This window comes from Shewanella sp. SR44-3 (genome assembly GCF_014163735.1).
Classification (GTDB): Bacteria; Pseudomonadota; Gammaproteobacteria; order Enterobacterales; family Shewanellaceae; genus Shewanella.
In genome coordinates this window covers 76,178-100,301 of record NZ_JACJDV010000011.1, presented here as the reverse complement: position 1 = coordinate 100,301, position 24,124 = coordinate 76,178, and the positions used below count along the sequence as shown (strand labels likewise).

The following is a 24,124-nucleotide window of genomic DNA, read 5'->3' as shown; positions in this document are numbered from 1 at the left end:
ATGCTGAATATGATTGGCGGTTTAATTGCCTATCAACTCAAAGAGAGTAAGCCACAACTTAATATCACAGATGTCGATTTCAATGCGATTTCTGTTATGGCTTAAACCGATCTCAGGTTACTTAGGATAGGATCAACTTAAGGTTGGTAGGGAAACTGTGGGTGACTCCTTGCTTAAGTTAAAAAGCACTTACCCTTAAGCTAGTACTTGATTAACCAGTAAGACAAGTGAAAACACTAATACTACCGCCATAATAATGCCCATGGCAATGTAGGCAAGCGGTGAGTGATTTTGAAAGTCTCGTCGACGATTAGCATTGGATTGTACCCCGAAAAAGGCGGCGAGAGTGCTGGTGAATACTTGCCACAATACCCGCATTTACAGAGGGGTATCCGTGTTGGCAGGGATGTCATCACTGGCCTTGCTCTTATGACCGTGAAGTAGCTCTAATAAATCTAAGAAATGGAACTGATTTGAGCGGCTCTTACCGGTAAGCCAATTCTTCCAGCTAACATCAGTACTTTCAGTGGCACAGCGATTATTCGGATGGCTACTGGGGAGCAAAGCATTGTAACTAGTATTTTCGCTGCATTGACAAGCATTGCTTGCGGCTAAGCTGGGTTTCACCGATAAACTGTAGTGAGTAACAACTAGGGTAAGGCTTAAAGCGGCAAGTGCTAACATAGGCTTGATAATTGCAAAGCCCGCAGCATGACTGCTTTTGTTAGAAATCTTAGCTAAGATATTAATTTGGTTACTCATTGTTGAGTGCCTCTGTTTGATAAGTCCATCTAATTCAGCATCCTTGTATAGGTCATGTTGAGCTTTTTAACCTTGGCTAATTACTGCAATAGCAGAGGCGAGTATATCAAAGCTGGCTAGATATTGAACACTGTTTTTAACTTAATTTAGTTAAAATACGATTTGTTAGTGAACCTTGCCAATATATATGAGTGATAAACCGTGTAAAAGTTTTGTATGGCTCACGCTTTGATGGCGAAAAAACTGATTTTTAGCCTACTAGGCTAGAGGCTAAGCCTCCCAGAGGGTAAACTAAGCCTCCTTTTACTTGCTAGAGAAGACTATGCGCCCATTTTTAATTGCCCCCTCTATTTTATCTGCAGATTTTGCCCGTCTAGGTGATGATGTTAAAGCGGTATTAGATGCTGGTACCGATGTGGTGCATTTTGATGTGATGGATAATCATTATGTGCCCAATCTAACCATAGGCCCTATGGTCTGCACTGCATTACGTAATTACGGTATTACTGCCGATATTGATGTACACCTTATGGTAAAACCTGTAGATCGCATTATTCCTGATTTTGCTAAGGCAGGCGCTTCGATTATTACCTTTCATCCTGAAGCTTCTGAGCATATCGACCGTACCTTGCAGCTGATTAAAGAATCAGGCTGTAAAGCAGGTTTAGTATTTAATCCGGCAACACCACTGCATTATCTTGATCACGTGATGGATAAGCTAGACGTTATTTTATTGATGTCAGTGAACCCAGGTTTTGGCGGCCAATCTTTTATTCCTGCGACGTTAGACAAGCTTCGCCAAGTGCGCGCTCGCATCGATGCCAGTGGTTTTGATATTCGTCTAGAAGTCGATGGCGGCGTAAAAGTGGACAACATTGCTGAAATTGCAGCGGCAGGTGCCGATATGTTTGTCGCAGGTTCGGCCATCTTTAACCAACCAGATTACAAAGTTGTGGTGGATCAGATGCGCGCCGAGTTAGCCAAAGTATAAGGCTTTATTTATGACAAAATGGCATTCAATCAAGGCTATCGCCTTTGATTTAGATGGCACCCTTATCGACAGCGTGCCAGATTTGGCCGCGGCAGCTAACGCTACCTTAATCGAGCTTGGGCTGGCTGTCGTCACTCAAGAGCAAGTGCGCGCTTGGGTGGGTAATGGCGCACAAGTATTGATGCAAAGGGCGCTTAATTGCGCCTTGGGTCGCGATGTATCAGAAGATGAACTTAGGGAGGCCATGGTGCCTTTTCTGCACCAATATGAGCTTCATCTTGAAAAGCACAGCCGCCTTTATCCCAATGTAATTGCAACCTTAAGCGCATTAACTCAGGCTGGCTTTAAGCTAGCCGTTGTGACGAATAAACCACATAAATTCACTGTGCCACTGCTTAAGGCATTTGGGCTAACAGAGTTTTTTAGCTTAGTGCTCGGCGGTGATTCGTTAGCGAAAATGAAACCAGATCCATTGCCGCTAGCGCATGTATTGGCAACTTGGCAGATACACCCTGATGAATTATTAATGATTGGTGACTCTAAGAATGATATTTTAGCAGCCAAAGCGGCCAAGGTTGCTTCAATAGGCTTGACCTATGGCTACAACTACGGTGAACATATCAGCTTAAGTGAGCCCAATGCTGTCTGTGATGACTTTGGACAAATTTGTGAGTACTTGCTTACTGTTAATGTGTAATATCAATTTGAACGTCAAACTTAATTTTATTAATCGGAGTAATTAGACCCATGTCGAAACCCATAGTACTAAGCGGCGCGCAGCCATCAGGCGAACTTACCATAGGCAATTATATGGGCGCGCTTCGTCAGTGGGTTGCCATGCAAGACACTCACGATTGCCTCTATTGCGTAGTAGATTTGCACGCTATAACTGTTCGCCAAGATCCTAAAGCCCTGCGTGAAGCCTGCTTAGACACCTTGGCTCTCTACCTAGCTTGCGGCGTTGATCCAAAAAAGAGCACGGTATTTATTCAGTCTCAGGTGCCGCAACATACTCAATTGGGTTGGGCGTTAAACTGTTACACCCAGATGGGTGAGCTGAACCGCATGACTCAGTTCAAAGACAAATCACAAAAACACGCCAGCAACATCAACGTCGGCTTATTTAGCTATCCAGTATTAATGGCGGCGGATATCTTGTTGTATCAGGCTAACGAAATACCCGTAGGCCAAGATCAGAAGCAACATTTAGAGCTGACTCGCGATATTGCTAGTCGCTTTAACAATGCCTACGGCGACACCTTCACCATTCCTGAGCCGTTTATTCCAGAACATGGCGCTAAGGTAATGTCACTGCAAGATCCGTTAAAGAAAATGTCAAAGTCAGATGACAACCGCAATAACGTTATCGGCTTATTAGAAGATCCAAAGGCCATCTTAAAGAAAGTGAAAAAGGCCATGACTGACAGCGAAGAGCCGCCGGTTGTACGCTTTGATATGGAGCAAAAGCCAGGAGTATCTAACTTGCTTAGCTTAATGTCTGGGGTGACGGGTCAATCTATCGCGAGCCTTGAAAGTGAATTTGAAGGTAAAATGTATGGCCATTTAAAAGGTGCCACAGGTGAAGCGGTTGTGGCTATGCTTGAACCATTACAAGCCAGATACCGCGAATTCAGAGCCGATCAGAACTTGCTTAACCAAGTCATGCACGATGGCGCAGAACGCGCACAAGCCAGAGCCGAAGTCACCTTGAAGAAGGTGTACGAAAAGATAGGTTTACTGGTGTAGCAGTAGCATTACAGCATAAAAAAGACACAAAAAAGGCCTTTAATTCACACTAAAGGCCTTTTTTACCTCTGTGAGGTTAGTCTTGGGTTACGTCGACATACTCAAACACTTTTACCACTTTACGCACCCCAGCGGTGTTACGGGCGATGTCCACTGCTAAGTCAGCTTGCTTACGATCTACTAAGCCTAATAAAAAGACTTCACCGTTTTCAGTAATCACTTTAATGCGAGTTACGTCTATACCGTTTTCATTGAGCATGCGTCCCTTTACTTTAGTGGTCACCCAGGTATCATTACTGCGAGTCGTAAAAGAGGTCGGATTACCGATGCGGATTTGATTATGGATTTTACCGCCAAGCTGTAAATTTTGTACTGTGTTAACCGCCTTGTCGCGCAACATAGAATTAGGCGATTGACCAATTAAGAGCACATTGTTATTCATCACCACAGCGGTGATATTAGTCTGATTGCTAATATCGGCATGCTTAGATAATGCGCTTGAAATCTCAAAATCGGCATTGGTGTCACTGAGCTGAGTACCAACACTGCGTTCGTCGTTGGCCATTTTAGCGCCACTAACAGCGCCCAGCACAACTGCACCAGCGCAACCTTGTAACAGGGCTAAGGTGAGCAGTATTAGTGTATATCTCATTAGACTTCATCCTGTGGGAATAGAGTTCTGTCTATGTTGTCACATAGGCAGTGAATAACCAATAAGTGAACTTCCTGAATGCGGGCCGTCACGTTGGATGGCACACGGATCTCAACATCCCCAGCACTCATTAGACCTGCCATCGCGCCGCCATCCTTACCCGTTAGGGCAACGATAGTCATATCACGACTTAATGCCGCTTCCATAGCCTTGATAATGTTGCCAGAGTTACCGCTGGTGGAAATGGCTAATAGAATGTCACCAGGCTGACCTAAGGCTAAAATTTGCTTAGAGAAAATTTCATCATAGCTGTAATCGTTGGCAATCGCTGTAATGGTTGAAGTATCGGTCGACAGCGCGATAGCCGGTAACGGTGGACGCTCAATCTCATAGCGGTTTAACAATTCGGCTGAGAAATGCTGAGCATCACCTGCACTGCCGCCATTACCACAGGCAAGGATTTTCTTACCGCCAAGTAGGCATTGAACCATCATTTCAGCCGCTTTTTCAATTGACTCAGGCAGTGCCTCGGCCGCATCGATTTTAGTCTGAATAGATTCGGTAAAGCTGTCTTTAATACGTTCTAACATGAAAAAATCCTTACAAGGTCAAGTATTGCTATCATGCCATAACTCAGGCTTGAGTCTAGGTCATAATAAAGTTTTTAAAAACAGCCCTGTAGCCAGTTTATTTGCGTGCCATCTATGGCAAGGACGTCAAACCGACACGGGGCATTAATCTTATTAAGCTGCAGGTAATGATTAGCAGCTTTGCGGATCCGCTGAATTTGTTTAGGCCTGATGGCCTGTAATGCACCGCCAAATTGTAAATTTGTACGAAATTTTACTTCAACAAATACCCAAAATTTCTGTTCGCGCATCACTAAGTCCAATTCACCGAACGGGTAGCGCACATTATGCGCCACGTACTCTAGACCCTGTTGCTCTAAATAGGTTCTAGCCAGTTGCTCGGCTTCTTGTCCTGTGGTCATTGAGGTGTTAGTACTCCTTGTTGGTAACGTCCCCAGCTAAGCTGACGCTCAATCACCCCATTGGGTTTCACCGATAATGCACCACTGCGACCATTAAATTGGAATCCAGGGAAGGCGCGCATTTGAGCTAAACGATTCACTAAATCTAAAGCATCAAAACCCATGATATAAAGGCGCTTTTGGCTGTAGCTCCATTGAGACCAGAGTGTATTCACCATGCGAGTCTCACTGCTGTCATTCATCAACCAGGGGATGTCGCTAATCATTAGCTTATTGAGTTCTTGCACCGCCTGACCTGAGTCATTTTCAAGGCGACTGCGACTGGTGGTGTACAGCGCCACAGGCTTGGCAAATACACTGAAATTTACATCCAAGAAAGCTTTAAGCAATGACAGGTCTTGGGCTGGCGACACCATGTAGATGGCATCAATATCCCGACGTGAACGAAAATCTGCCTCGACTTTGCTACCAAGAAGTTCTTTCATTCTGGCGATACGGGCTTGGCTGTCTTTAACGCCTAAGGCTTCTTGGACAGTCAATTTCATCTGATCGCCAGGGTTATAATAATGGATCTCGGCATTGTTCTGGGTTAAGCCAAACCATGCTTGATTGAAACTTTCGGCCATGCGTTTGCCCACAGGGTCGTTACTGACCAATAATAACGGCAGGTTGATGCCATCTTGGAACAATTTACGGGCGGCATCACTGGCTTCTTGAGCGGGCGATAACGAGAAATAAAACTGATGGGCTTTAGGGGTAAAGTTGTCAGTTTGGTTCAAGAACAGCTGCGGCAACATCAACTTGCCCTTATCATTGAGATTTTGCAGCTTCTCGACTTCTTCAGGCAATAATGGCCCTATGACAAACTCAGCGCCAGCACTTACAGCTTGCTGATAGGCTTGCTCAATACCAAGTTGAGTGTCATAAAAATTCACACTGGCTTTGCTATCAAACTGCGATTGGTAGCTAGATAAAATACCTAAACGTATCGGCTCAGCAACCGCGGCTCGTGGGCCACTTAACGGCAGTAATACGGCAATATTTTTCGGCCTAAAGGGCTTAGCATTAAGGGCTTTTTCAAGATCTGACGGCAATTTAACCGCAGCCGTGTGGTAAGGGTTATTGCGCTGCCACTGACCTAAATGAAGCACTAACTGATTGGGGTCAACCGCATAGTGCTTGGCGATGTAAGCTAATTGCAACCAACCGGCAAAGGTAGGGTTAAGGGCATCTTTAGCAAAGCCTTTGACGGTTTCTTCTTGCAATGGCTGCAAAATTTTCCAAATGGCATCACTAACTTTAGCGGCTTCGAAGCTAGGCAGGAAAGTACTTAATAAACTTAATTGACGCACTTGATCTATAGGGAGCTTGGCTTGTTTGTAAAGTCTTGCCTTATACCTGTGATAAGTGATCCTCTGGCTTTGAGGCAATTGCCAATGGGGTGGATAATCTAGTAGGGCGAGTGCAGTTTCATTACCTGCGATTTGCTCAGCAATGCGGGCGCTTAAATAAATGTGTTCGGCCAATAAAGTGTGCTCTTGAACCCGGTCTTTGAGCATCATCTTAAGCACTTTTTCTGCCGCAGTGTAATTGCCATCATTGATATAGGCATGGGCAGCTAGTAAGCGATAGCGATCGCGCTTTTCTGGTAGTTTAGCCTTAGAGGCCTCAGCAAGATAAGCCGCAGGCTTATGGGTTGCCGAACCTAAAGCGGCGCTGAGTACAGGCTGCTTCACTTGGGTCTGCGAAGCACAGCCGAACAAAACAGTGGCGAAGATGACCGCGCCGATTATTTTTGCTGAATTCATAGTTTTTATCACAGGGCTTTTTAACACTTGGCTTTACTCTGGTAAGATGCTGGCACTAGTTTAACCCGCTCTTACGTTTGGCGAAAGTCTGGGTATATTGAATATTGAGGAAGATATGGATCAAAGGGTCGCACTGTACGTTGTTCCCACTCCAATTGGTAATTTTGCTGACATGAGTTCCCGCGCTATTGAGGTGCTAAATCAAGTCGCCTTGATTGCCTGTGAGGACACGCGCCACAGCGGAAAACTCCTGAGCCACTTTGGTATTGCCACCCGAAAAATCGCGCTGCATGACCATAATGAACGTGATCGTGCTCAATGGATTGTTGAAAAACTCCAAGCGGGTGAGTCAATTGCGTTAATTTCAGATGCAGGGACTCCGCTGATTTCAGATCCTGGCTATCACTTAGTCAAGCATGTGCGTGAAGCAGGCTTTGATGTTATTCCCTTGCCTGGCCCATGCGCGGCGATTACGGCTTTAAGTGCATCTGGTTTACCTTCGGACAGGTTCAGTTTTGAGGGTTTCTTGCCCGCCAAAGAAAAAGGTCGCTGCGACAAACTCGAAGCCCTGCGTGAGGATCCGCGCACCTTGATTTTTTATGAGTCACCTCATCGCATCGAGCAAAGCTTAGCCTCGATAGTGCAAGTGTTGGGTGAAGACAGGCAAATGGTGATGGCCCGCGAAGTGACCAAAACCTTCGAGACGTTTTTATCAGGCACTGCTCAGGAAATTCTTGACATCGTCCGTCACGATCCCAACCAACAAAAAGGTGAAATCGTACTCATGTGCCACGGCTTTGTGACTCAAGATGATGAGGCCATTCCTACCGTAGCGCTAAGCACGTTAACCTTGTTATGTGAAGAATTGCCATTGAAGAAAGCCGCAGCGATAGCGGCGCAAATTCACGGGTTGAAGAAAAATGCCCTGTATAAATATGGTTTAAGTATAGATTTATAATCTTTACCGCAGCAATTGATTGGTTTGTGCCAAGGCTTGGGCTATAATCCGCGCCGAGTTGGCCAGACAGTCGCCGCGTTTTTCGGAACGGGGAGGAAAGTCCGGGCTCCACAGAGCAGGGTGCCAGGTAACGCCTGGGCGGTGTGAACCGACGACAAGTGCAGCAGAGAGGAGACCGCCATTTTAAGCTTCGGCTTTAAATGGTAAGGGTGAAAGGGTGCGGTAAGAGCGCACCGTGCGGCTAGCAATAGTCCGTAGCAAGGTAAACTCCACCCGGAGCAAGACCAAATAGGGTTCCAGTGCTTACTTAGGTAAGCTGATGCGTGGCTCGCGTTGGAACCGGGTAGGTTGCTTGAGCCTGTGAGCGATTGCAGGCCTAGATGAATGACTGTCGCTCCTCACGGAGAGACAAGACCCGGCTTATAGGCCAACTCACCTCATACCCCAGAAAGGCCCCGCAGCAATGCGGGGCCTTTTTGCCTCTTCGATTTTAAAATTTTACACTTATATCAATCACATTAATTATGTGTTCTATCAGAGCACCTCAAGCTTTTCAAATTAATGCAACGAATAAGTGGGACGCTTGAGATGCTCACTAAGGGCGGGGTTTCAAATGTCCCTATGGGCTCGGGCGCAGCATCCTTGCTGCTAACGCACTCGAACCATCCAACCCAATACCTTCCCGTTAGTATTTGAGTTTCCATTGAGTCCTAACAGCATTAACGGGCCATATACAGTTAAAGTGATTGGTACCGTTAGATGTTTGCGAATATGCACTTGTTATTGGTGATGGCTTGGCGTGTAATGGCCTGTGCGAGTAAGTTGAGCGTAACTTATTATTGGGGTTTAGGGCTTAGGAAGGTTGTGTGATTAAAAACGTTATTGATAAATTAGTGTTTGGCATAGCCTTAATTTTTGCGTTGCAGTTACCGCTGCTTGCGGATCATTATCAGCAATATCTCTCTGGGCTTTATCAGGCGACTAAGTGGCAAGTTGATGGCTATGAGATGACGGCTAAGATGCATGAATTTCCTGATGCTAGGGCTATGATAGCGCGTCATCTTCAGCTCAATGAACCTAGTGTTAACACTGATGCCAAACAGAAACTGGTCACTCTCGAGTTATTCGACGAGTTAAGCTTAGGCATGGACACATTTAACCGTGGTAACCTGTTTGAGCAGCTAGTCTTTATGTTTAATCCCAAGCGATATGATGCACTCATTGAGACCAGTAAAAACTTTACCTTGGGTATCCCGCTTGATCCTGTTGGTTTAGGCTTTGGGGTGATTTTAGGGCTGCTGTTAAATGGACTCATTATGTTGCCGGCGACTCTGCTGTTTAGCAAAAGAAAGTCTTAGCCTTTCTATCGATTTTACACTCTCTCTATTTCACGCTTTAGCTGAAAACTGTCATCTGTGGCTAGACGTTCTAGCACTTCCACACGTTGGCGTAATTGATTGAGCTCATCATGCAGGGCTTGATTATGCTTGTTGTGCTCGGCGCTGATTTGTTTTTCTCTGAGTTTCATAATGCTAACAATAAAACTGCCGCTAATGGCTAAAATGGGAATAAGTAGGGCCAAGGTTGCTGCGTTCATAATGTGATTCCTTATTCATTGGGTATTTTTTATGTTTGTGGGAGCTATTGTGGATTTTTTTGGCAAAAATGCCAGTGACAAAAGTCATCAATATGACTGTCCCCTATCACTATTTTTAATAATAGCTATTTATATCCATCATTCTATTTATAATCAAAATGCGTGTTAATCGGCTTCATCCATCCAGGCCATTTGCACCGCTTCTAACACTTTTTCACCGCAATGCTTAGGGTCGTCATCGAAATTCTCTAGGGCTAAAATCCATTTCATTAGTTCAGGAAAGTGTAGCGCCGTAGGGTCTACTTCAGGGTGTTGTTCGATTAACGCCAATGCAATTTCTTGTGAGTCTATCCAACGTAATGACATAGCAGAGCTCCTTTTTTGATGACTATCATGACTAATAGCTAAGTTAAAGTTTAGCTCTTACCGCTAAGTTGTTCGATAGCATGTTAGAAAAGTAGATTTGCACTGAAATTTGTAATTAAAGCTAAAAAATGGCACAAATACTCTCCAAAAATTAGATTAAAAACAAAATGGAACACTAGCATGAAGTTAAGCATTAACGTAAATAACACAATTTGGACTTCAATTGGAGCCCTTGCCTTAATGAGTTCAGCGGTTAGTGCGCAGACAGTGCAAGATGATTTTTTTGCAGACTTAGCCTCCCATTGTGGTAAGGCATTTGTGGGCAAGGTGGTATCAAACGATAGCGCCGATAAGGCCATGAGTGAGCAGCGATTAGTGATGCATGTGCGTGAATGTTCAGATACTGAACTTAAAGTGCCTTTTCATGTGGGTGAGGACAGCTCGCGGACTTGGGTTATCACTAAAACAGCGGGTGGATTGCGCTTAAAGCATGATCACAGACACCAAGACGGCAGCCCAGATGCAGTGACGTTTTATGGTGGTGACACCCCTGCAGGAGATTTAGGCAGTCCTATAGCTCAGTCGTTTCCCGTGGATGCTGAGTCCATAGAAAACTTTAACGCTAATGGCTTAGAAAAGTCAGTGACGAATGTGTGGCATTTATATATTTCACCTGGGATATTCACCTACAGATTGAGCCGCGAAGACCGGGAGTTTAGGGTTGATTTTGATTTGAGCAAACCCGTTGAGACGCCAGCAGCCCCTTGGGGGTATTGAGTGAGTCGAGCGCTCGATGAATAAAAAATGGCCCTAACGCGTAAGCACTAGGGCCATTTTTATTGGTAAGTTTCACAATAGGGTAAAACTTGTTTATCTCACGGTTCTAATTTATCAGTCTTTAACGCTAAGGCTGGCCTGAGTTTAAAGCAGAGGATTACCATGTTTTAAGGCTAAAGCTTATTTGGGCTTAAAGCTAAATGATTGTCCTGCTATCGCAGCTTCATACATTAGCCCGCCTTTGGCTGAGGTAAATATCGCCATGCCATTAACATAGGCCGCTTTAGTCGATTGATTGCCTCCGGACTGCCCAGCATTAGCCGAATTCCCCGTGGTGCCAACTTGGGCGCTGGCTCCAGCATTAAGCGCTACTGCTGACGCTTGAGCGCTGAACTCAAAACTGCCGCTAGTAAAGGCGTTATACGCCTCAGCATTTTTGAAGAAGATAATTTCACTGTAAGCCTGACCACCAATTTGAAACCCTATGGACACTTGGGTCAAGGTTGACTCGCCAGTGAGCTGGCCGCCGCGATAAACACGGCCTTCGCCGTAAGCGGCGCCAATGCCAAAGCCGCCTTTACCCACTGTGGGGAAAATGGCATAGCCATAAGCGGTATTAAAAAATGCTTGGCTTTCAGCGGCCTGTTTAAAATTCGTCATTGCTTTGCTGTAAGGCTCGGCGCTGGCATTGGCGGTTAATGTCAATGACAATAAACCGAATGCAGAAATTAGTAATGCTTTGAATGTTGACATTATTTTCTCACTTTCATAATGAAATAAACCTGACTCTGGTTTCCGTGCTTACTCTATGACCAAATACACTTACTCTTTACCAAGTACATAGTGCTCAAACCATTTTTGATCCCATAGCATCTTAGTTTTTCGATGTTGATATTTGCTGAGGCCATGGCCTTCCCCAGGGTAGACTATGAGTTCGACCGGAACATTAAGGTAATGGTTCAATGCACGGTATAAGCCCTGTCCATGACCTAGGGGCACGCGTTCATCATTTTCACCTATGTGAATTAATGTTGGGGTGGTTATTTTATTGGCATGGGTAAGGCTCGATGCCTTAGTGTAAGCTTCTGCTTGTTCCCAAGGCAGGCCCTGCATGAAGTTAATCACATGCCCTGGCGTGTCTTCTAGCATCCATTCCAATCGTTGATCGAACACCCCAGCACCAGAACTTGCCGCCTTAAAACGATCTGTGGTGCTGATTAACGCATTGGTTAAGTAACCGCCATTACTCCAGCCCATGACTGCCATTTTCTCTGCATCCACTAGACCATCGCTGATAAGCTTATCCACTCCAGCGAGGATATCTTGCACCTCGATGTCGTGCTCGCGGCCAATCAAGTCAGTTAAAAACTTGTCACCATAGCCGACAGAACCACGGTAGTTGGGAGAAAATAGCGCCCAGCCGTTCGCGCTAAAAGTACTGCGACCGTATGATCTGTGCTGCAGCGCATAAGGCGTCGCAGCGGTGGGGCCGCCATGTAACTGCACCACTAAAGGTAATTTACCTTGGGCTTTAGTGTAACCAAAGGGTAACTCTAAAATTCCTTCTACTTGGGTGCCATCAGCAGCTTGCCATTTCACAATGGAAATCTGTGGCAGTTTCCAGCTGTCTATCTGTGGGTTGATATGGGTTAAGCGTTTGAGTTGGGCTCTTGGGCTATCGGCATCGGCAATAAACAAGTCACTGACATGATCTAAGCCGTCGTGGCTTACGGCAACTTGTTTGCCTGAATCAGTAAAGCTGTAGCTGCCGATAACCAGGTCGCCTTCAATGACTGCACGGCTTTTGCCTTGGGTGCTGCCATTCATTTCTGTGCAATACAGTTTGACCCTGGCCTTGTATGCACCGCGATAGCAGATGTCATTGCTATCACCGCGCCAATGGAGGTTATCACCAAAGTAGGTGACTTGATTTGGCGGCGTCACTGGGATGATGTGCGCTTGCTTGGCGGTATTGGCGACAAACAATTGCCCTGGGTAACCGTCAAAGTCGATCCGAAACGCCAGTCTTTGGTTGTCTTGATGCCAATCTAAACCCAGTAGCCAGCCATAGGGCGAAGGCGCTTTCCCGCGCCATTGTTCATCGGCAAGGGAGGTATTTGTTCCTTGCTTAATGTCGAACACTTCGATATGGGAGCGGCCTTCAAGGAAAATAAGCTCGTTGTCTGTGGTGGTTATCCGAGCGATTTTAGTCTCGTTATCATTAACGCTAAATTGCCACACTACTTTGTCATCATCTAACAGTAATTCTTGGTTGAAATGTTGTAAGTTCAGGCGGTAAATAGGGTGAGTGGTTTTCTTTCCGTGGGCATAGTTTACCTTGCCGTGCTCGGCGCGCAGCGCTGCAAACTGGTCTTTGTCAGTGATCTCTTTAGTGGTCGAATAGTAAATGTTGTCACCGCTTCGATTAAGCTCAAAGGCGTTAACTCCAGTGACGGTTCGGGTGATGACCTGAGGCTGACCGCCAGTGGCAGCAATGCGATACACCTGTGCTATGCCTTGGTACGGATGAAGCGGGTCTTTCTCACCTATTTTGGCGATAAAATAAATGTAGCGATTATCTGGGCTCCACACTGGGCTGGATTCATTTTCATCACTAAAGGTTAATCGAGTTGTCTTACGGCTATTGTTATCGATATGCCACAGTTCAGTTTGAGCTTTGTCTAAGGCTTCATCCCAGCGGCTCTCTACCCATACTGACTGTTTACCATTAGGGCTAATTTGGCTTTGAGTCATGGTGGACAGGCCAAAAAAGTCATCTATGGTGATTTGATGATCCCGGGGGGTGCTGTTGACGCTAAGGCTGACGCCAGCCAATGGTAATAGCAGTGCCAATGACAACAGCTCTGCCTTGTGGGCGCGATAAAAGCCGCTTATCCCATCCAGTGGGCGTGATTTAGTAAGCATGAATGACAATTGAATACTCCTTTACTGTGGGCGATACCTAGGCTTGCTAGTCTACCTCAAACTTAGCCCAAAGGGGCGCTGAGGAATAGCGGTTCATGAAAGCGTGATGTAAGACAAGGGTTGCAGATTGAGAGTTAACTTGGATTTAAATGACAAAATTAACATAAATACTTGATTTTATACCGCCAAATGGCTTATTAATAACCACTGTATGCTTAAAAAAGCAGCTTAACATTGCCGATGCTGAAGTGAATCTTTGCTTAGCATTGCCTTAGGTTCATTATCGAGCCCACGATTAGCATGGTGAAATAGATGAAAATTGTTCTAGTGATTGTGTTGGTGATTATTGCCGTTTATCTCTATCGTCGTACTCAAAAAACGGCTGAAACAGAATTAAGCGTATCTAAATCCGAATCTAAAGCTAAGCCTGAGTCTAACAGCGCCTCAGATGTGGCTGATGTTGGCAGTGAGCCAGAAGGCAAAGCCATAGAAGACAGCAGGCAAGAACCTGCTAGCAGTGACTCAGAAATCTCCTCCGTAGAAGATAAAGCCGCAACAGAGCCAATCCCTGTCAGTCCAGAGCCTACGCCGCTTTCAGTGGTTGAAACATCAGTGGTAAAAACACCTCAAGTAAAAGCTAATGCCACGATGGATGCCGAGCCTGCAAAGGCTGATAATGCCAAGCCAGCGTCACCTCAGTCCAAAGGTAGCCTTAAGCCTAGCCCTTTGAGCGATAGCGATAATGCTTCTACAGCATCCGGTTTCACGCCAATTGCGGGCTTAAGCGGTAACTGGGCCAGCGATACCTTTATTCAGCTGGTGGGCGTCTACGGCGAGCAAACGGAGGTAATTGCAGCTCATAAATGTTTGGAAGAGGTCATAGCGCACTGTTATAAATTACGTAAGCAATCAGACTATTGTGCCTATGGAGCCAAACTGAGTGACAACTACCTTGCGCTCTTTAAGCAGCTCAAGGAAGACCCTCAGATATCGGTGGATCTGAAAGGCGGTGCCTTTATGCAGCTCACCACTTTGCTCAATGATGTTGAGGATTTTGCAGCAGCGATAAAAGTGTGTCAGCAGGCGATAGCCTATCAGCTCGATGATGGCACTGTAACAGGTTACGCAGGGCGACTCGCCCGGGTGGAAAAAGCTCAGCTGAAAGCACAAGCTTAAGTGGCTGCATTACTATAAAATAGTGCCATGGAATGCAGGCTTGCGAATATTACCGCAATGACTGCCTCTGTGGATTAACGTTTAAGGCGAACTCAAGTTCGCCTTTTTTATGGCTGCAAGTTTGTGTGGGTAAGGAAATCGGATGAGGCGCGAGGTTCAATCTATGAGTCGATATAAGAGATTATTGAATTTAAGTCCCTGGCTAATCGCCGCCTCTTTGCTCGCCGCTTGCACGCAAGCGCCACAGTGGACGCTATTTTTTACGCCAATTCAAGGCGCGGGACCCGAGACTCAAGTAAGCAAACTCGTGGTTGCAGACATTCAAGGGTATTATCAGACCTTGGCACAGTGCCAGCATAAGGCTGAGGGCTTGATGAAATTAGCCCTAATACAGGCGAATGCCCCAAGGGGCGTGTATCAGTGTGCCGATGAATGCCTAGTTGAGGCGGATAATAGCCTTAACTGCCAGCAAGTGATTCAAACCGGGAGTCATAATGAAGTTTAAACAAGATTTTTTCGAACAGCTGCAAGGTTTTTACTCCCAGGTGGCCCCCTTACCGCTGAGCAATCCTCATTGGCTTGGTTGGAGTCAAGATGCGGCGGCCCTGATTGGTGTAGATAAACCCGATGATCACTTGTTACAGCAATTGTCTGGTAATGCGCAACACCCACAAGCATGCTATTACGCCCAAGTTTACAGTGGTCATCAGTTTGGTGGATATACCCCTAGATTAGGTGACGGGCGCTCGATAATTTTAGGTGAAGCGCAAGGTCCTACTGGCTCATGGGATTTAGCCTTAAAAGGCGGCGGTCCAACACCCTATTCTCGCCACGGTGATGGCCGCGCTGTAATGCGATCCGCTGTACGTGAGTTTTTAGTGTCAGAAGCTTTAGCCAGCTTACATGTGCCCACTACCCGTGCTTTAGCGGTCATAGGATCAGATTTACCCGTGTGGCGTGAAAGCCAAGAGACAGCTGCAATCACGGTGCGCCTTGCTAAGAGTCATATTCGCTTTGGTCATTTTGAATATTTTTGCTATAGCGAAAAGGGTGCTAAAGACAAGTTAACCCAGTTAGTTAACTTCACGCTTACCCAGCATTATCCATATCTCAGCCAGGATGCTGCAGGTTATAAAGCCTGGTTTTATGAGGTGGTAAAAGCGAGCGCGAAAATGATCGCCCATTGGCAAAGTGTAGGCTTCGCTCATGGAGTGATGAATACAGATAACATGTCAATTCTTGGTGACAGTTTTGATTTTGGCCCGTTTGCGTTTTTGGATACTTTCAAAGAAAACTTCATTTGCAATCATTCAGATCCAGAAGGGCGCTACGCCTTTGGCGAGCAGCCAAGCGTGGGCTTATGGAACTTACAGCGTTTGGCTCAGGCACTCACACCGCTCATTCCCTCGGATGATTTGATTGCTGCGCTTAATACTTATCAGAGCGAGTTAGTGGGCCATTATTTGCATTTAATGCGCGGCAAACTTGGCTTGAGTGAGTTTAATTTCAATAGTGATAAATTAACCCAAGCAGCAAAAACTGAGCAGGACAAGCAAGATCTACAGTTAATTGGCCGTTTCACCGGGTTACTGGAGTCTGAGCAGCTTGATTACACCAATAGCTTGCGTCAGTTTGCCTATTTAGATCCAAGCAGTGTTCATTCGCGTTTAAGGGATGATATGCGTCAGCGAGATAACTTCGATAGTTGGTATCAAGACTATCAGTTTAGGGTTGGTGCACTGGTGGAGCTAGAGGCATGGCAACAGGCCCGTGCAGTGGAAAATCCTAAATACATTTTGCGCAACTATTTGGCGCAAGAGGCGATTATCGCAATCGAAGACGAGGGCGATACCAGTAAGCTCGAGCAGTTGCATGTGTTACTGCAGCGTCCATTTGATGAGCAGCCAGAACATGAGGCGTTGGCTAAGCGTCCGCCAGATTGGGCCAATGGATTAATTATGTCCTGCAGCAGCTAGCCCACGAGCACTCAAGCGGTTGAGCGATAAATATCATATTAAAGACATTAAGGAAGCCAGCTAAGTGATCAGATTAGCGTCCGTACAATTGAACCAACAGGCTTTGAGTCTGCTTATTGAAGCTGATATTGACTTTGAAGCTTTCGAAGAGTTTGCAGAACCTTTGGCAAAGGCGCTTGATTGCCAAGTTCGCGAGCGTCAATGGGGCGCAGATAGACACCAATGGCTATTGGACTTCGAAGGTTCGCAGCTGTGGCTTAACTATGAGTTTTACGGTGATATCTGCTGGATATCGACTCAAAATGCCGCCGAGTTCGATGTATTGCAATACCTTGCCAGCTTGCTACAGCCATTAATTACCCAAGGAATCAGCGCCCATGACTGATGTCGCGTTTCATTTTCAAGCATTGACGCCAGAACTTATTCTCGATGGCATTGAGAGCCTAGGAATTTATCCTGATAGCGGCTTATTGGCGCTTAATAGCTACGAAAACCGTGTGTATCAATTTCGTTGTGATGATGGCAAGCGTTATGTGGTGAAGTACTACCGCCCTGAGCGCTGGAGTGAAGCGCAAATCCAAGAAGAGCATGATTATGCCCTGGCATTGGCGGCGGAAGATATTCCAGTGGCAGCCCCTTGTGTGTTTGATGGCAAGTCGTTGCACCATTACAAAGGCTTTATGTTTACCCTGTTTCCCTCCATAGGCGGGCGTGCTTTTGAGGTGGATAACCTAGATCAGCTTGAAGCAGTGGGGCGTTTTGTTGGCCGTATTCATCAATACGCCGCAAAGCAGAAGTTCGCCCACCGTGAGGGGCTTAATCCACAGATTTTGGGGGTTGAGCCTTTGGCTTATTTACGCCAATCAGGCATGGTGTCAGCTGGGATGGCAGAGGCGTTTTTTACCGTCGCCGAACAAGTGCTGGCGAAAACTCAAACCATTTGGCAGCGGCATAATTTCAACACCATACGGTTACATGGTGATTTGCACCCAGGTAATATTCTATGGACTCCAGATGGCCCAGGGTTTGTTGACTTAGATGATGCCCGCCAAGGCCCGGCGATCCAAGACTTATGGATGATGGTAACCGGTGACAGGCAGCAGCAATTACTGCAACTGGATGTGCTGCTAGAGGGCTATCAAGAGTTTTGTGATTTTGATATGCGTCAGCTGGCACTTATTGAGCCGCTGCGAGCTTTACGAATGCTGCACTATAATGCCTGGCTTGCAAAGCGTTGGTCTGATGGTGCTTTTCCGATGAACTTTCCTTGGTTTGGTGATGTAAAGTATTGGGAGCAGCAGACATTGAGCTTTAAAGAGCAGCTAAGTGCCTTAAATGAAGCGCCGCTGAGTTTGCAAGCTTATTAGTGACAGAAACACTTGGTTAAACTTACTTCATGTTTGGTGATTGAGCTTAGCTTAAGTTTAGGATTATGATAAGGTTTGAAAAATTTATCTTGAAAGCTCCAAAGACCTTAGATAACAAACCATGACATTTTAGCGTTGAATAAAGAAGGAAGTTACATGAAAAAAGCATTACTTATGGCCGCAGCGCTACTACTCGCTCCACTGTCAGCCTTGGCCGCCGATTATAAAGAAGGCGTACATTACACTGTTATTAACGAGGGCCCTGCTACAGAAAAACCTGAAATTACTGAGTTTTTCTCATTTTTTTGCGGCCACTGTTACAACTTTTCTAAAACTGTGGTGCCAAAGATCAAACAGACTCTGCCAGAAGGCGTAGCATTTAACCAATCACATGTTGAGTTTATTGGTCGTGAAATGGGTGTTGAATTATCTCGTGCCTATGCTGTTGCTCATCAGTTAAACGTAGATGAAAAAATGGAAGCGGCAATATTTACCGCCATTCATGACGAGCGTAAGCGCTTAGTCAATCGCGATGATGTGCGCGCCTTGTTTGTGGCTAATGGCATTGAAGGCAAAGATTTTGATGCTGCGGCCAATTCATTCATGGTGAACGCTCAAATGTCAAAAATGAAGCGTGACACTGAAAATGCAAAATTATCAGGCGTACCATCATTGGTGGTTAACGGAAAATACCGTGTTGAAACAGGTGCGGTTAAATCTTTTGATGAAGTGATAGCCATTGCTTATCATTTAGCTAAGCTCAAATAACCAGCTATACTGAATCACTAAAGGCGCCTAGGCGCCTTTTTTGTTGGCCAAAAAAAGCCAAAAAAAAACCGTATGCTCAAAAGAGACAATACGGAGATGAGTCAAATGACTCGTTTTTACCCTGAGTAACCAGTGTAATTTAGCAGAGTGTCAAAAAATTGGCAAGCGTCAATTTTACGTTATTTTTTATGAGGATAAAAAGAGCAAAAAATACCGCTAAAAATGAACTCTAGCTTAAACCCCATGGTCAAACAGGATGTTAGTCAACTGACTTGTTACCTTTAAATGGCTTGTCTGCGCCCTGCATTGATGAATTAATGGGTTAGAGATGAATAAGCCTACAAGGGAGCAATGCAGACAATATTGATACGGAGGTTATATGAGGATGTTTCCTGTTTATGCGCCTAAGCTCATCGTAAAGCATGCGCGGATATTTTTAACGGGTGTAGTCTGGGTACAAGATTTGGGGCGACTGGAATTTGAGAAAGGCCGTTTTTTACTGCCGAAAAAAAGCCTGCCAAAAGTGAAGCAGGCTATTTGTGAGCTTAATGCATTAATTGAATCTCAACAGCAAACGAGTGCGGTTTAGATTTCGTTGTTAAGCAGGCCAACAAGACCGTTTACCTTGTCACTCCAAGAGTTGAGGTCTTGTTGTAACTTTTGATTCTTTTCAGCCAAGATTTGGCTCTTTTGCTTTTCTTCTTCAAGCTCCATTTTTAGTAGCTCAATGTTTTCAAGCGTGGCCTGGATTTTGGTTTCCAGTTGGGACAGTAATTCGAGGCTCATGGGGAGTCCTATAGTTTCTGGATGGAATGCCGATTTTAACAGTGACTTAGGCGTTAGTAATAGCCTTTAGCTGCCTGCAGGTAAAAAAAACTCAATAAAATACTTAATTAGTGGTGTTTTCGATGCTGGCCAGTGCCTTCGGCGTCGTAGTTGTGACTTTTTGCGCATTTTTTATGCATATTGGGCTGGGCTTTTGCTTCCTTACTTTGATATCCCTATCTGCTGAATAAACTTTGGTGTCTATAGCAAAGCATTTGATAGACTCAAATTCAAACTGTTAATTTACCGAATTTATTGGAGAAAACATGATCCAACGTCTTGATGTTAGCGCCCGCATGAGCAGCATAGTTATCCATAACAATAGCGTCTATTTATGTGGTCAAGTTGCCAAAGATAAGTTCAGCGATATTACTGAGCAAACACGCACCATGCTAGAAGAGGTCGACGTCTTATTATTGCAAGCGGGCAGTAACCGTGAGCAAATGCTATCGGCCACCATCTACCTCAAGGACATGCAAGACTACCATGAGATGAATTTGGTTTGGGATGCCTGGGTGCCACAAGGGTGTGCGCCAGCTCGAGCCTGTGTTGAGGCCGCCATTGCAGAACCTGAGTATAAGGTAGAAATATCCGTGATTGCCGCGATTAAGCCTTAATTTAGATACCAGCGGCAACAGATTGTGCACTGGGCGTGACGCTTATTAATCCGCGCTTTTAAGCCGATTGCTTGACTTTATTATCAAGCCTCCATAGGCTGCAAGCATAGACTTAAAGGTGGTATGCAATGGACATAAAATATAACTTAAAACCAGTTTCAGAGCGTCGTACACAAGCTTTTATTCCAGAAGGTAATTTGGGCTTTGGCAGCTTAAGAACCGATCACATGTTTATGATGGATTACAGTGACGGTGAATGGCGCGATCCGCGTATTGTGCCTTATGGCCCGTTCGAGATGGCGCCTGGTGCTATGTCGCTGCATTATGGGCAGTCCATTTTTGAAGGCGCCAAAGCCTTTATGCATCAAGACGGTGAAATCTATACTTTTAGATTGAACAAGAATGCCGAGCGCATGAATCGTTCAGCGGATATCGTCTGTATTCCTAATCTGCCTGAAGAGATGCAACTGGCGGCAATTAATGCACTGATCGATGTGGATAGACTGTGGTTCCCACAGCAAGACGGCGCCTGTTTGTATATTCGGCCATTTATTTTTGCAACCGAAGACAGATTGTCAGTGAGCCCAAGCCAGAAATACACCTTCTGCGTCATTATGAGCCCAAGCGGCGCTTACTATGCCACAGGCGTAAACAATGCTATTCGTTTACTTATCAGTAAGAAGTTTCACCGCGCGGTAGCGGGTGGCACTGGCGCCTCAAAAGCGGCGGGTAACTATGCGGCGTCATTGCGAGCCGGTAAAGCCGCCGCCGAATACGGTGCAGCTCAAGTATTGTATCTTGATGCCAGCAATACTCAGATTGAAGAAGTGGGCGCCATGAATCACTTTCACGTGCTTAAAGATGGCACAGTGATCATCCCAAGCTTTACCGATACCATATTGCAATCAATCACCTCAAAATCCATGCTCGAGCTCGGGCATTTATTAGGCTGTGAAGTTAGGCAAGAAACCGTAATGTTGGATAAATTTATCGCCGATATTGAGTCTGGCGACATCGTTGAGGCCGGCGGTTTTGGCACCGCAGCTGTGGTATCAGCTGTTGGCTCATACATTTTTGAAGATGGCCGTATTGTGACTGTGGGTGATGGCAAAGTTGGCCCGTTTACGCAGCGCATCTACAAGCTCTACACTGACTTGCAAAAAGGTAACAGCCCTGCACCAGAAGGTTGGGTAAAACAAGTGCCAAGGCTAGCAAAATAACCTAGGCCTAACACAAAAAAGACGCCTCGGCGTCTTTTTTTGTTTAATTCAGCTGTGGGTTAGGATTTCACGGATCTTTTTGGCTTTCTGCTTGCCTATACCATCAACTTGCATTAATGCCGCCTCTGAAGCGATGAACACAGCTTCAACATTGTTGAAGTGATGTAAAAGCCTGTGTGAAAATTTAACCCTGTGTGGCTGGTTAAATTTAGGATGGAGATTTCAGTTACCATTTTGAAGGTAAGTATTGGGTGTAATATAACGGCATCACTATATTGGTTTGCTCTAATGCTGAAGAACCCTGGGTGCCAGTTAGTTTGAATGTTTTGCTCGGTGCACATTTGTCTATATAGGATGCCAGCGATTTAGCGCGCGTGCGTTTACCGCTTTTTACTTCAATTGGGAAAATGGCACCTTCATCATTTGAGACAATGAACTCGACTTCTGCTCGTGCATCATTCCAAGAGTAACTCGGGTCAACGCCCATGGCGGTGAGCTCTTGTTGGACAAAGTTTTCAGCAATGTAGCCCTTGTACTCATAGCTTTGTTGCTTTATTTCTTTATAGCTGCAGCGGAGCATATGGTTAAGCAAGCCCACATCAAACAGAAACAACTTAACCCTATTGTCTTTTTTGTAGGCGGCAAGTGGCGCTTTGGCTGTGCCTTCAATGGCGTAGTTAGCTAGGGCTAAACGGCAGCATCTTAGCCAGTGAATAGCCGTTTCAAAATCGCTGTAGCGAGATTTACGCTCGTGAACGTTTTTAAACTTAAAGCGTTTAACAGAATCATCCATCACCAAAGAAAGCTGCGCTGGGATGCTATTAAAAACGGATTCTATCAGGGTCGCATCCACTTTACCGGCATACTTACCAAAGTCACGTTGGTATCCAGCGACTAAGTCAGAATGTATTTTATTCACCTTTTCAACGCGTTCCAAAATGCTGATATCTTTGAATTGATACCAGGCGGCAACAGCCTCAGGCATACCGCCAGTAAAAAAATAATCCGTGAGTTTATCCATTAATTTGCTGTGGGCTGCAGGCGAGTTCACTTGTGTATCAAATGCCTTGATCAAGGGCGCTTCTTTGGATGCATAAATAAATTCTTGGAAGGTCAAAGGACGTAAATTGTATTGCTCGACCTTGCCAACCGGAAAGGTGTTAAGCAAACCTATGTTTGAGCCGCTTGCTGCAACAAAGTAGGTCGGTGCTTTTTCTGCAAAATATTTAAGAGAAGTAACAGCGCGTTCACACTCGCCAATCTCATCCAGAATCAGTAAGTCTGTTTCGGGGTTAAAGGATTGGTTGGTGATAAGCTCAAGGTTCATCAATAACTCATCTGGCGAAAGTGAGCCATCGAAGGCTTCTTTGTAGGCCGGGTTTTCCAGAAAGTCTATGCGCAATACATGGGTAAATGTTTTACCGAAAAGCGTTTTCAGTAAGAAGGTTTTACCCGTTTGGCGAGCACCATCAATCAGCAATGGTTTACGCATAGGCTGATTTTTCCATGCTATCAATGAGTCTAATAACGTACGCTGCATCTTTGCTTTTTACCGAGAGGGTGCATTTATAGCGAAGAGTATAGCAATGACCACACTTTTATGCGCAATAAAATGTGTAAGTCCGCACTTTTATGCGCCATAAAATGTTTAAGCTCGCACTTTTATGCGCCATAAAATGTTTAAGCTCGCACTTTTATGCGCATAAAAGTGTGATTTGTGGCAGTTTTACGCGCGTAAAAGTGTTTTGTTAGGTGTGCTGCAGAAACTCATGGCACTTGATTTAAACTTAAGTCGGCAGCCCCGTCTGATGTGAAAGGACTCACAAATGCCGCGATGGCATGGTCAATGATGTTCCGATTATCTTAATGGCATTTCCCACTTCCATGTAGATCAGACGCCAAAGAGCGGCCATGAGGCTGATGGTCTGCTCACCAAGTAGCCATAGTCTGCCTTGTGGGTTTGGGGTTAGCAATTAGCTATAACAGCTCAAGCAAGTAGGTGTTTAACAGGAACCTTGTAGTACTGGCTAACCATGATGCTTGTCTCTCCGACACGCTGCCTTCTGTGTAAACCAAAGTCGTCCATGAAGGCTCGTCAGCCTCGGCTGATGTGAAAGGATGTTGAAGGAGGCGGCAGCGAGTTAAAAATTACTGGCACTGGTTATTGAATGAGACAATAACCAGGAGCTCAGAAATGTTACCTAACAAAAAGCTAATCAAATTAAAAGCAGTGATGGATTGCACCGGCCTAGGGCGATCAACCGTTTACAACTACATAGCCGAAAACCAATTTCCAAAGCCTGTAAGCCTAGGCTTGAGAGCTGTTGCCTGGGTAGAGAGTGAAGTGCAAGATTGGATCTTAGAAAGGATAGAAGAAAGGGATTTGCATTGTGAACTTGGTAATTTCTTAGTTATTTTCACGTCGACTTTAGATTGAATTAAACAAGTAAATATTACTACGAATATATATTATAGATTTCCTCTTGTGAATAGAGGTAAAAAGTATTGCAAATCATAGGTTCGCTTACATTTCTCACGAAGAATTGTTGGCCATAATAGGCAATGGTGATAGGCTGCAAAACATAAGATACACTGGCAAATA

At 45.3% G+C, this 24,124-nt stretch carries 28 protein-coding genes, 1 other RNA gene and 2 pseudogenes; 18 read left to right on the top strand and 13 right to left on the bottom strand.

Going from position 1 to position 24,124, the window contains the following annotated elements:
- Positions 1–105 (top strand): annotated as a pseudogene (locus H5073_RS08515) (IS982 family transposase); the annotation flags it as partial.
- Between the two features lie 90 nt (positions 106–195).
- Here the strand turns inward: H5073_RS08515 and H5073_RS08510 are convergent.
- Together H5073_RS08510 and H5073_RS08505 are read right to left on the bottom strand one after the other, a co-directional pair.
- Entirely contained in the window at positions 196–378 is a 183-nt protein-coding gene (locus tag H5073_RS08510) for a DUF2970 domain-containing protein (protein WP_182678868.1), read from the bottom strand.
- Positions 379–762, bottom strand: coding sequence for a hypothetical protein (locus H5073_RS08505; protein WP_182678867.1), 384 nt, complete (start codon positions 760–762; stop codon positions 379–381). It lies immediately after the preceding gene.
- A 322-nt stretch (positions 763–1,084) separates the two neighbouring features.
- Here H5073_RS08505 and rpe point away from each other — a divergent pair, with 322 nt between their 5' ends.
- From rpe to trpS, 3 genes are read left to right on the top strand one after another with little or no spacing between them, the layout of a single operon-like run.
- Positions 1,085–1,753 (top strand): ribulose-phosphate 3-epimerase, encoded by a 669-nt coding sequence (rpe, locus tag H5073_RS08500; RefSeq protein WP_182678865.1) that lies wholly within the window; start codon positions 1,085–1,087, stop codon positions 1,751–1,753.
- A gap of 10 nt (positions 1,754–1,763) precedes the next feature.
- Entirely contained in the window at positions 1,764–2,450 is a 687-nt protein-coding gene (locus H5073_RS08495) for a phosphoglycolate phosphatase (protein WP_182678863.1), read from the top strand.
- Between the two features lie 50 nt (positions 2,451–2,500).
- Positions 2,501–3,499: a tryptophan--tRNA ligase gene (trpS, locus tag H5073_RS08490; protein ID WP_182678861.1), complete on the top strand. Its 999-nt coding sequence runs from the start codon at positions 2,501–2,503 to the stop codon at positions 3,497–3,499.
- Between the two features lie 76 nt (positions 3,500–3,575).
- On the opposite strand, the gene dolP is transcribed toward trpS, so the two are convergent.
- The 4 genes from dolP to H5073_RS08470 form a co-directional block, all read right to left on the bottom strand.
- Positions 3,576–4,151 carry a division/outer membrane stress-associated lipid-binding lipoprotein gene (gene dolP / locus H5073_RS08485; protein WP_182678858.1) on the bottom strand — a complete coding sequence of 192 codons (576 nt, stop codon included), beginning with the start codon at positions 4,149–4,151 and terminating at the stop codon, positions 3,576–3,578.
- The gene (locus tag H5073_RS08480) at positions 4,151–4,741 is read right to left on the bottom strand and encodes a phosphoheptose isomerase (protein ID WP_182678857.1); all 591 of its coding nucleotides are present in this window, start codon (positions 4,739–4,741) and stop codon (positions 4,151–4,153) included. Before H5073_RS08480 ends, dolP begins: the two co-directional genes overlap by 1 nt.
- Before the next feature lie 74 nt (positions 4,742–4,815).
- Positions 4,816–5,142, bottom strand: a complete 327-nt coding sequence (locus H5073_RS08475; RefSeq protein ID WP_182678854.1) for a YraN family protein — start codon at positions 5,140–5,142, stop codon at positions 4,816–4,818.
- Positions 5,139–6,962: a penicillin-binding protein activator gene (locus H5073_RS08470; RefSeq protein ID WP_182678880.1), complete on the bottom strand. Its 1,824-nt coding sequence runs from the start codon at positions 6,960–6,962 to the stop codon at positions 5,139–5,141. The genes H5073_RS08475 and H5073_RS08470 overlap by 4 nt, the downstream gene beginning before the upstream one ends.
- A 103-nt stretch (positions 6,963–7,065) precedes the next feature.
- On the opposite strand from H5073_RS08470, the gene rsmI reads away from it, so the two are divergent.
- From rsmI to H5073_RS08455, 3 genes are all read left to right on the top strand, one after another.
- The gene (gene rsmI, locus H5073_RS08465; protein ID WP_182678852.1) at positions 7,066–7,908 is read left to right on the top strand and encodes a 16S rRNA (cytidine(1402)-2'-O)-methyltransferase; all 843 of its coding nucleotides are present in this window, start codon (positions 7,066–7,068) and stop codon (positions 7,906–7,908) included.
- Between the two features lie 54 nt (positions 7,909–7,962).
- An RNA gene (rnpB, locus tag H5073_RS08460) (RNase P RNA component class A) lies at positions 7,963–8,347 on the top strand.
- Between the two features lie 427 nt (positions 8,348–8,774).
- Entirely contained in the window at positions 8,775–9,266 is a 492-nt protein-coding gene (locus H5073_RS08455) for a DUF2937 family protein (RefSeq protein ID WP_182678850.1), read from the top strand.
- Positions 9,267–9,280: 14 nt separating this feature from the next.
- On the opposite strand, the gene H5073_RS08450 is transcribed toward H5073_RS08455, so the two are convergent.
- Positions 9,281–9,505 (bottom strand): hypothetical protein, encoded by a 225-nt coding sequence (locus H5073_RS08450; RefSeq protein ID WP_182678848.1) that lies wholly within the window; start codon positions 9,503–9,505, stop codon positions 9,281–9,283.
- 165 nt (positions 9,506–9,670) lie between these two features.
- The gene (gene iscX, locus H5073_RS08445; RefSeq protein ID WP_182678846.1) at positions 9,671–9,871 is read right to left on the bottom strand and encodes a Fe-S cluster assembly protein IscX; all 201 of its coding nucleotides are present in this window, start codon (positions 9,869–9,871) and stop codon (positions 9,671–9,673) included.
- 180 nt (positions 9,872–10,051) lie between these two features.
- Here iscX and H5073_RS08440 point away from each other — a divergent pair, with 180 nt between their 5' ends.
- Entirely contained in the window at positions 10,052–10,648 is a 597-nt protein-coding gene (locus H5073_RS08440) for a hypothetical protein (RefSeq protein ID WP_182678844.1), read from the top strand.
- Positions 10,649–10,828: 180 nt separating this feature from the next.
- On the opposite strand, the gene H5073_RS08435 is transcribed toward H5073_RS08440, so the two are convergent.
- Together H5073_RS08435 and H5073_RS08430 are read right to left on the bottom strand one after the other, a co-directional pair.
- Complete coding sequence (locus tag H5073_RS08435) at positions 10,829–11,401, bottom strand: YSC84-related protein (RefSeq protein WP_182678842.1); 573 nt, start codon at positions 11,399–11,401, stop codon at positions 10,829–10,831.
- Positions 11,402–11,470: 69 nt separating this feature from the next.
- Positions 11,471–13,573 (bottom strand): S9 family peptidase, encoded by a 2,103-nt coding sequence (locus H5073_RS08430; protein ID WP_182678878.1) that lies wholly within the window; start codon positions 13,571–13,573, stop codon positions 11,471–11,473.
- Positions 13,574–13,885: 312 nt separating this feature from the next.
- On the opposite strand from H5073_RS08430, the gene H5073_RS08425 reads away from it, so the two are divergent.
- The 7 genes from H5073_RS08425 (at position 13,886) to H5073_RS08395 (ending at position 19,449) form a co-directional block, all read left to right on the top strand.
- Positions 13,886–14,749 carry a hypothetical protein gene (locus H5073_RS08425; RefSeq protein WP_182678840.1) on the top strand — a complete coding sequence of 288 codons (864 nt, stop codon included), beginning with the start codon at positions 13,886–13,888 and terminating at the stop codon, positions 14,747–14,749.
- Between the two features lie 163 nt (positions 14,750–14,912).
- Positions 14,913–15,254, top strand: a complete 342-nt coding sequence (locus H5073_RS08420; protein ID WP_182678838.1) for a hypothetical protein — start codon at positions 14,913–14,915, stop codon at positions 15,252–15,254.
- Positions 15,244–16,725 (top strand): YdiU family protein, encoded by a 1,482-nt coding sequence (locus tag H5073_RS08415; protein WP_182678836.1) that lies wholly within the window; start codon positions 15,244–15,246, stop codon positions 16,723–16,725. The genes H5073_RS08420 and H5073_RS08415 overlap by 11 nt, the downstream gene beginning before the upstream one ends.
- Positions 16,726–16,792: 67 nt before the next feature.
- Positions 16,793–17,110 carry a DUF3630 family protein gene (locus H5073_RS08410; RefSeq protein ID WP_182678876.1) on the top strand — a complete coding sequence of 106 codons (318 nt, stop codon included), beginning with the start codon at positions 16,793–16,795 and terminating at the stop codon, positions 17,108–17,110.
- On the top strand, positions 17,103–18,092 hold the full coding sequence (locus H5073_RS08405) for a serine/threonine protein kinase (RefSeq protein ID WP_182678834.1): 990 nt from the start codon (positions 17,103–17,105) through the stop codon (positions 18,090–18,092). Before H5073_RS08410 ends, H5073_RS08405 begins: the two co-directional genes overlap by 8 nt.
- A gap of 156 nt (positions 18,093–18,248) precedes the next feature.
- Positions 18,249–18,860, top strand: a complete 612-nt coding sequence (locus H5073_RS08400; RefSeq protein ID WP_182678832.1) for a thiol:disulfide interchange protein DsbA/DsbL — start codon at positions 18,249–18,251, stop codon at positions 18,858–18,860.
- 379 nt (positions 18,861–19,239) lie between these two features.
- Entirely contained in the window at positions 19,240–19,449 is a 210-nt protein-coding gene (locus H5073_RS08395) for a DUF1107 domain-containing protein (RefSeq protein ID WP_182678831.1), read from the top strand.
- Here the strand turns inward: H5073_RS08395 and H5073_RS08390 are convergent.
- Positions 19,446–19,646 (bottom strand): cell division protein ZapB, encoded by a 201-nt coding sequence (locus H5073_RS08390; RefSeq protein ID WP_182678829.1) that lies wholly within the window; start codon positions 19,644–19,646, stop codon positions 19,446–19,448. The two genes, H5073_RS08395 and H5073_RS08390, sit on opposite strands and share 4 nt — an antisense overlap.
- 305 nt (positions 19,647–19,951) lie before the next feature.
- Between H5073_RS08390 and H5073_RS08385 the strand changes: the two genes are divergently transcribed.
- Both H5073_RS08385 and H5073_RS08380 read left to right on the top strand, forming a co-directional pair.
- Complete coding sequence (locus tag H5073_RS08385; protein ID WP_182678827.1) at positions 19,952–20,302, top strand: RidA family protein; 351 nt, start codon at positions 19,952–19,954, stop codon at positions 20,300–20,302.
- 128 nt (positions 20,303–20,430) lie between these two features.
- Positions 20,431–21,522 (top strand): branched-chain amino acid aminotransferase, encoded by a 1,092-nt coding sequence (locus tag H5073_RS08380; RefSeq protein ID WP_182678825.1) that lies wholly within the window; start codon positions 20,431–20,433, stop codon positions 21,520–21,522.
- 48 nt (positions 21,523–21,570) lie between these two features.
- Here H5073_RS08380 and H5073_RS08375 read toward each other — a convergent pair.
- Positions 21,571–21,690 (bottom strand): annotated as a pseudogene (locus tag H5073_RS08375) (multidrug MFS transporter); the annotation flags it as partial.
- Between the two features lie 58 nt (positions 21,691–21,748).
- A complete protein-coding gene (locus tag H5073_RS08370; protein ID WP_182678821.1) occupies positions 21,749–23,062 on the bottom strand; it encodes an ATP-binding protein in 1,314 nt (437 codons plus the stop codon).
- Positions 23,063–23,716: 654 nt separating this feature from the next.
- On the opposite strand from H5073_RS08370, the gene H5073_RS08365 reads away from it, so the two are divergent.
- Positions 23,717–23,959, top strand: coding sequence for an AlpA family transcriptional regulator (locus H5073_RS08365; protein WP_182678819.1), 243 nt, complete (start codon positions 23,717–23,719; stop codon positions 23,957–23,959).
- Positions 23,960–24,124: the final 165 nt, after the last annotated feature.

Bases quoted from the DNA above. Each gene is read 5' to 3' on its own strand.
- H5073_RS08480 (WP_182678857.1), bottom strand. From the start codon at position 4,741: ATGTTAGAACGTATTAAAGACAGCTTTACCGAATCTATTCAGACTAAA.
- H5073_RS08395 (WP_182678831.1), top strand. From the start codon at position 19,240: ATGAGGATGTTTCCTGTTTATGCGCCTAAGCTCATCGTAAAGCATGCG.
- H5073_RS08505 (WP_182678867.1), bottom strand. From the start codon at position 762: ATGAGTAACCAAATTAATATCTTAGCTAAGATTTCTAACAAAAGCAGT.
- rsmI (WP_182678852.1), top strand. From the start codon at position 7,066: ATGGATCAAAGGGTCGCACTGTACGTTGTTCCCACTCCAATTGGTAAT.
- H5073_RS08365 (WP_182678819.1), top strand. From the start codon at position 23,717: ATGTTACCTAACAAAAAGCTAATCAAATTAAAAGCAGTGATGGATTGC.
- H5073_RS08370 (WP_182678821.1), bottom strand. From the start codon at position 23,062: ATGCAGCGTACGTTATTAGACTCATTGATAGCATGGAAAAATCAGCCT.
- H5073_RS08420 (WP_182678838.1), top strand. From the start codon at position 14,913: ATGAGTCGATATAAGAGATTATTGAATTTAAGTCCCTGGCTAATCGCC.
- H5073_RS08435 (WP_182678842.1), bottom strand. From the start codon at position 11,401: ATGTCAACATTCAAAGCATTACTAATTTCTGCATTCGGTTTATTGTCA.
- iscX (WP_182678846.1), bottom strand. From the start codon at position 9,871: ATGTCATTACGTTGGATAGACTCACAAGAAATTGCATTGGCGTTAATC.
- H5073_RS08440 (WP_182678844.1), top strand. From the start codon at position 10,052: ATGAAGTTAAGCATTAACGTAAATAACACAATTTGGACTTCAATTGGA.
- H5073_RS08430 (WP_182678878.1), bottom strand. From the start codon at position 13,573: ATGCTTACTAAATCACGCCCACTGGATGGGATAAGCGGCTTTTATCGC.
- H5073_RS08425 (WP_182678840.1), top strand. From the start codon at position 13,886: ATGAAAATTGTTCTAGTGATTGTGTTGGTGATTATTGCCGTTTATCTC.
- H5073_RS08475 (WP_182678854.1), bottom strand. From the start codon at position 5,142: ATGACCACAGGACAAGAAGCCGAGCAACTGGCTAGAACCTATTTAGAG.
- H5073_RS08450 (WP_182678848.1), bottom strand. From the start codon at position 9,505: ATGAACGCAGCAACCTTGGCCCTACTTATTCCCATTTTAGCCATTAGC.
- rpe (WP_182678865.1), top strand. From the start codon at position 1,085: ATGCGCCCATTTTTAATTGCCCCCTCTATTTTATCTGCAGATTTTGCC.
- trpS (WP_182678861.1), top strand. From the start codon at position 2,501: ATGTCGAAACCCATAGTACTAAGCGGCGCGCAGCCATCAGGCGAACTT.
- H5073_RS08380 (WP_182678825.1), top strand. From the start codon at position 20,431: ATGGACATAAAATATAACTTAAAACCAGTTTCAGAGCGTCGTACACAA.
- H5073_RS08390 (WP_182678829.1), bottom strand. From the start codon at position 19,646: ATGAGCCTCGAATTACTGTCCCAACTGGAAACCAAAATCCAGGCCACG.
- dolP (WP_182678858.1), bottom strand. From the start codon at position 4,151: ATGAGATATACACTAATACTGCTCACCTTAGCCCTGTTACAAGGTTGC.
- H5073_RS08385 (WP_182678827.1), top strand. From the start codon at position 19,952: ATGATCCAACGTCTTGATGTTAGCGCCCGCATGAGCAGCATAGTTATC.
- H5073_RS08510 (WP_182678868.1), bottom strand. From the start codon at position 378: ATGCGGGTATTGTGGCAAGTATTCACCAGCACTCTCGCCGCCTTTTTC.
- H5073_RS08495 (WP_182678863.1), top strand. From the start codon at position 1,764: ATGACAAAATGGCATTCAATCAAGGCTATCGCCTTTGATTTAGATGGC.
- H5073_RS08415 (WP_182678836.1), top strand. From the start codon at position 15,244: ATGAAGTTTAAACAAGATTTTTTCGAACAGCTGCAAGGTTTTTACTCC.
- H5073_RS08400 (WP_182678832.1), top strand. From the start codon at position 18,249: ATGAAAAAAGCATTACTTATGGCCGCAGCGCTACTACTCGCTCCACTG.
- H5073_RS08405 (WP_182678834.1), top strand. From the start codon at position 17,103: ATGACTGATGTCGCGTTTCATTTTCAAGCATTGACGCCAGAACTTATT.